The sequence below is a fragment of the Kordia aestuariivivens genome (genome assembly GCF_014397005.1).
In the GTDB taxonomy this organism is placed as follows: Bacteria; Bacteroidota; Bacteroidia; order Flavobacteriales; family Flavobacteriaceae; genus Kordia; species Kordia aestuariivivens.
In genome coordinates this window covers 1-4737 of record NZ_JACGWS010000031.1, presented here as the reverse complement: position 1 = coordinate 4737, position 4737 = coordinate 1, and the positions used below count along the sequence as shown (strand labels likewise).

The window sequence follows — 4737 nt, the reverse complement described above, 5'->3', positions numbered from 1 at the left end:
TTGATATTGCAGTAACCACACCCGCGTTTTCAGATACACACAATGTGGTGGCAACGGCAACAGGTGGTTCAGGGAACTATGAATATCAATTGGATGATGGACAGTGGCAAACCACAGGAGAGTTCTTCGATTTACAACCAGGACAGCACACCATTACGGTGAGAGACACCAATGGTTGTGGAGAACTGGTACGGACTTTTGGACTGATAGACTTTATGGAATTCTTCACTCCAAACGGTGATGCGTTTAATCCAACATGGAATATCATCGGATTACAGAATCAACCAGGAGCGAAGATTTACATCTTTGACAGATATGGAAAACTCCTTAAACAGATCAGTCCAGCAGGACAAGGATGGGATGGAACCTACAACGGAACACCAATGCCATCAGCAGATTACTGGTTTAGAGTAGAGTATGTAGATCCATTTGATGGAAATCCAAAAGAGTTTATCAATCATTTTACATTGAAGCGATAATTTAAACAGAAAAAATAAAAGATAAAAAAACCGAAGCATAGTATCCTTCGGTTTTTTTATAAATAAGATAAAATTCAGTAATAATTTGGAAGAGTTCTCTTGTGTTTTTTTGTTAAAAAAATAAAAGATTAGTCTCCTTATTAATATATTTGAAGATAACTATACCTAAGAACTAACCATAAACCACACTTTATGAGAGCAAAAATACTATTTATTCTATTGCTATTTATAGGGCAACAAGTATATTCACAGTCAATTACCACAGACGATACATTTACTCCAGAACAATTGATTGTAGATGTTTTATTCCAAAATGTTTGTGGGAATGAACCTGATAATATTAGAGTAACAAACCATAGTGGAGCAGATGACTTGGCTGGTGAACAAAATGGTGCAAACTTAGGTTTTGAAAGTTATGGTTATTTCAACTCAGGAACTGCAAACTTTCCATTTCCAGAAGGAATTGTATTAAGTAGTTCTAGTGTGCTTCCTATAGCAAACAATGGCGGAGCTACTTTAAGTTTTGGTGGAACAGGTTGGGGAGGAGATCCAGATTTGCAAGTACTTACTGGTGGCGGTAATAATGTTTTTAATGCAACAGCTATTGAGTTTACTTTTGTTCCTTTAGCAGATGAAATAAGTTTTAGATATATACTAGCTTCAGAAGAATACACAACGAGTTCAAACTATCCATGTAGTTTTGCGGATACATTTGCATTTATATTAAGTGGTCCAGGAATTTCAAATTCTAATCTTTACGATCATGATGCAAACCCAGCAACACCAGATCTAAATTTAGATTTAGGTGGAAGAAATATTGCATTACTACCAAACTCAAATATTCCAGCAAGTATTACAAACATTCATACGTTTACTTGTGGTCCTGGACTTGGGCAATTTGCCTTTCCAGAATACTACGATATGATGGGAAGTAATAACGGTTCTACTGAATTTGATGGGCAAACCGTCTCTTTAACAGCGGAAGCAGACGTAGTTCCGGGGCAAACATATTCAATTAAACTAGTAATATCTGACTATCTAGATGCTTCATTTGACTCCGCAGTATTTCTTGAGGGTGGAAGTTTTAATATTGGAGCACTTGATTTAGGTTTAGATAGATTGATCACAGCAGGAAATCCTGTTTGTGAAGGAGAAACAATAACGTTAGATGCGCAATCATCTGTTGCTACAGCAACATATACATGGTTTCAAGATGGTGTTGAAATTGTTGGAGAAACAAATCCAACGTTAGACATAACGACATCAGCAACATATTCTGTAAGTGTAGCTGTTTCTACGAATTGTAGTACAGACGACAGCATTATAATTGAATATGCTCCAGTACCTATTGCAAATCAGCCTAATAATTTATTAGAATGTGCGCCAGAAGGAGTTACCAGTGTTCAATTTGATCTATCATTAGTGGATAATGATGTATTGCTTACGCAAGATCCAGCACTATTCAATATTTCTTATCACAATACACTTGATGATGCACAAATGGATATGAATCCATTGCCAACATTATATAACAATGGCGGAAACCCAGAAACAATATTTGTAAGAATAGAAGATTCATCAGGAATGTGTTCTGCAACTACAAGTTTTGATTTAGAAGTATATACACAAGCTGTTGCTAACATTGTTTCGGATGTAATTGTATGTGATGATGATAGTAATGATAATATTGCAAACTTTACGCTTACAGACTATGATTCTCTAGTCTTAGGAACACAAGATCCAACATTATTTACAGTAACCTATCATGGTTCCATGGATGATGCAATGAATAATGTAAGTCCATTACCAGTAGCATTTACGAACACTTTAAATCCTGAAACAATATACGTTAGGATAGAAAATAATAACAATACTGATTGTAATGATGTAACTCAATTTAATATTCAAATCAATACACAACCTATCGCTAATCAGCCAGCAATTATGGCTGCTTGTGATCTAAATGAAGATGGTTTTGAAGATTTTGATTTCACTTTACAAGAGTCTACAATATTAGGTGCGCAAGATCCTTTAGATTTTAATATCACTTTTCATACTTTACAAGCAGATGCTGATACTGATATGAATCCATTGCCAATACCTTATTCAGGAAGTGATGCAGAAGTAGTCTTTGTTAGAATTGAAAGTACAGAAGCAGGAAATGATTGCTTCGCAACAACAAGTTTTACATTAGCTGTAAATCCATTGCCAGTTCCAGTCATTCCAACAACATTAGAGGTATGTGATGATGATACTGATGGTTTTATACCTTTCACTTTGACAACTGCTGATGCAGAAATTTTAGCGGGACAAACGTCTACGGATGCGATGTCTATTACGTATTACGAAACACCAGTTGAAGCACAAACAGGAGTTGGAACACCACTTCCTTCACCTTATACCAATACAACAGCAAATATGCAAACAGTACATATTCGTATTGTGAATACGGTTACTGGTTGTGTAAATGTTTCTACGTTAGATTTACAAGTAAATCCAGCTATTGTAGGAACTGTTCCTTCAAACTTTAGTGTTTGTGATGATACCAATGGAGACGATACTGATGGACTTGGAACCTTTGACTTATCAACGCTAGATGCACAAATTTTAGGTGCTTTGGCAGGAACTGCTACGGTTACGTATTATGAAGATCCGACTGTTGCTCAAGCAGGTGTAGCGGGCACAGAAATCATGGGCTTATACACAACAACGACTGCTTCTTTACAAATCATTCATGCGCGTGTTACTGATAACATTACAGGATGTTTTGATGTGGTTGATGTTACACTTATAGTAGATCCGCTTCCAAACTTAGACAACATACCACCAATGATTGCGTGTGATTTTAACAATCCGGGCGATTTTATGGAATTTTTCGATTTGACTACGCATACCACTACGGTGGAAAACGGGCAAGTAGGACTTACCATTACGTACCACCTTACACCAGCTGATGCAGGTACTGGTGCTGTCGCTATTACTAGTCTTACTGGAACAGATGGAGATACTATCCATGTTAGAGCAGTCAATCTATTAGGATGTATTCAGACTGGAACTTTTCAATTAGAAGTACAACCACTTCCAGTTATAACTGTGCCAACACCATTAGAAGCGTGTGATGATGAAACGGCAGATGGAATCGCACCAACCGATTTATCAGTTAAAAATGATGAGATTACCTTATCCAATCCAGACTTGAATGTCTCCTATCATTTAACATTTACAGATGCAGATGGCGATATGAGCGCACTTATCATGCCTTATGTAAACACTGCAACACCAACGACTTATATGGTCTTTGTTCGTGTAGAAGATATCAATACAGGATGTCATGTAGTTACACAACTTACGGTAAACATCAACGATACACCAGGCGTTTTCCCAGCAACACCCTTAGAATACTGTGATACGGACAATGACGGTTTCGGAATCTTTAACATCCGTAGTACAGAAAATCAAATCACTGGCGGTTTAATTCCAGGACAAGTGACGGTTACCTATCACGAAACTCCAGAAGATGCTGACAATGATGTAAATCCACTTGCGGATATCTATACCAATATCAACGCCTACAATCAAACGATTTATGTGCGTGTGGAGAATGTCCTTACGGGATGTTTCAATGTGGTTTCTTTAGACTTAATCGTCTTTGATTCACCTGAGATTGCTGCACTTGATGCGGTAAGTTTGGCTGAATGTGATGATATCACGGCGGATGGGATTGCACAATTCGATCTGACACAAAGTGAAGTAGAAATCCTAAACGGAGAAGATCCAACCACACATACGGTTCGCTACTATAACACTGAAGTAAATGCAATTGCTGGTTTAGCAGCAGGAGAAATCAACAATATAAACGCATACAGTAACATTCCGCCAAGTCCACAAGTAATTTGGGTGCGTGTAGAAGATCAAGCAACAGGTTGTTTTAGTATTACAAACTTAACGCTGATTGTCAATGAACTTCCAGTGCTGACACAATTACCAGGACTCGACACCTGTGATGCTGTTTCTTTAAACGATGGAATCGAAGTATTTAACCTTACAAGCCTTGCAGAACAATTACTCAACAATGTTCCAGGGATTAGTTTACAGTACTATGCAAACGCTGCTGATCTAGCAAGTGATACGCCAATTGGCGATCCAACTGCGTACAGCAATGTAGAAATTGGAGTGCAAACGATCTTTGTATTGGCTACCAATGATACCACAGGTTGTGAAAACACCATTACTTTTGACATCAGGGTAAATCCATTGC

The 4737-nt window shown here is 37.5% G+C and carries 2 protein-coding genes; both read left to right on the top strand.

Annotation, left to right across the window (positions count from 1 at the left end):
* Positions 1–479, top strand: a 479-nt coding sequence (locus tag H2O64_RS23870) for a T9SS type B sorting domain-containing protein (RefSeq protein WP_187564762.1), incomplete at its 5' end; no start/stop codon positions are given.
* 192 nt (positions 480–671) lie between these two features.
* A partial coding sequence (locus H2O64_RS23865; protein ID WP_187564761.1) for a choice-of-anchor L domain-containing protein occupies positions 672–4737 on the top strand: 4066 nt, incomplete at its 3' end.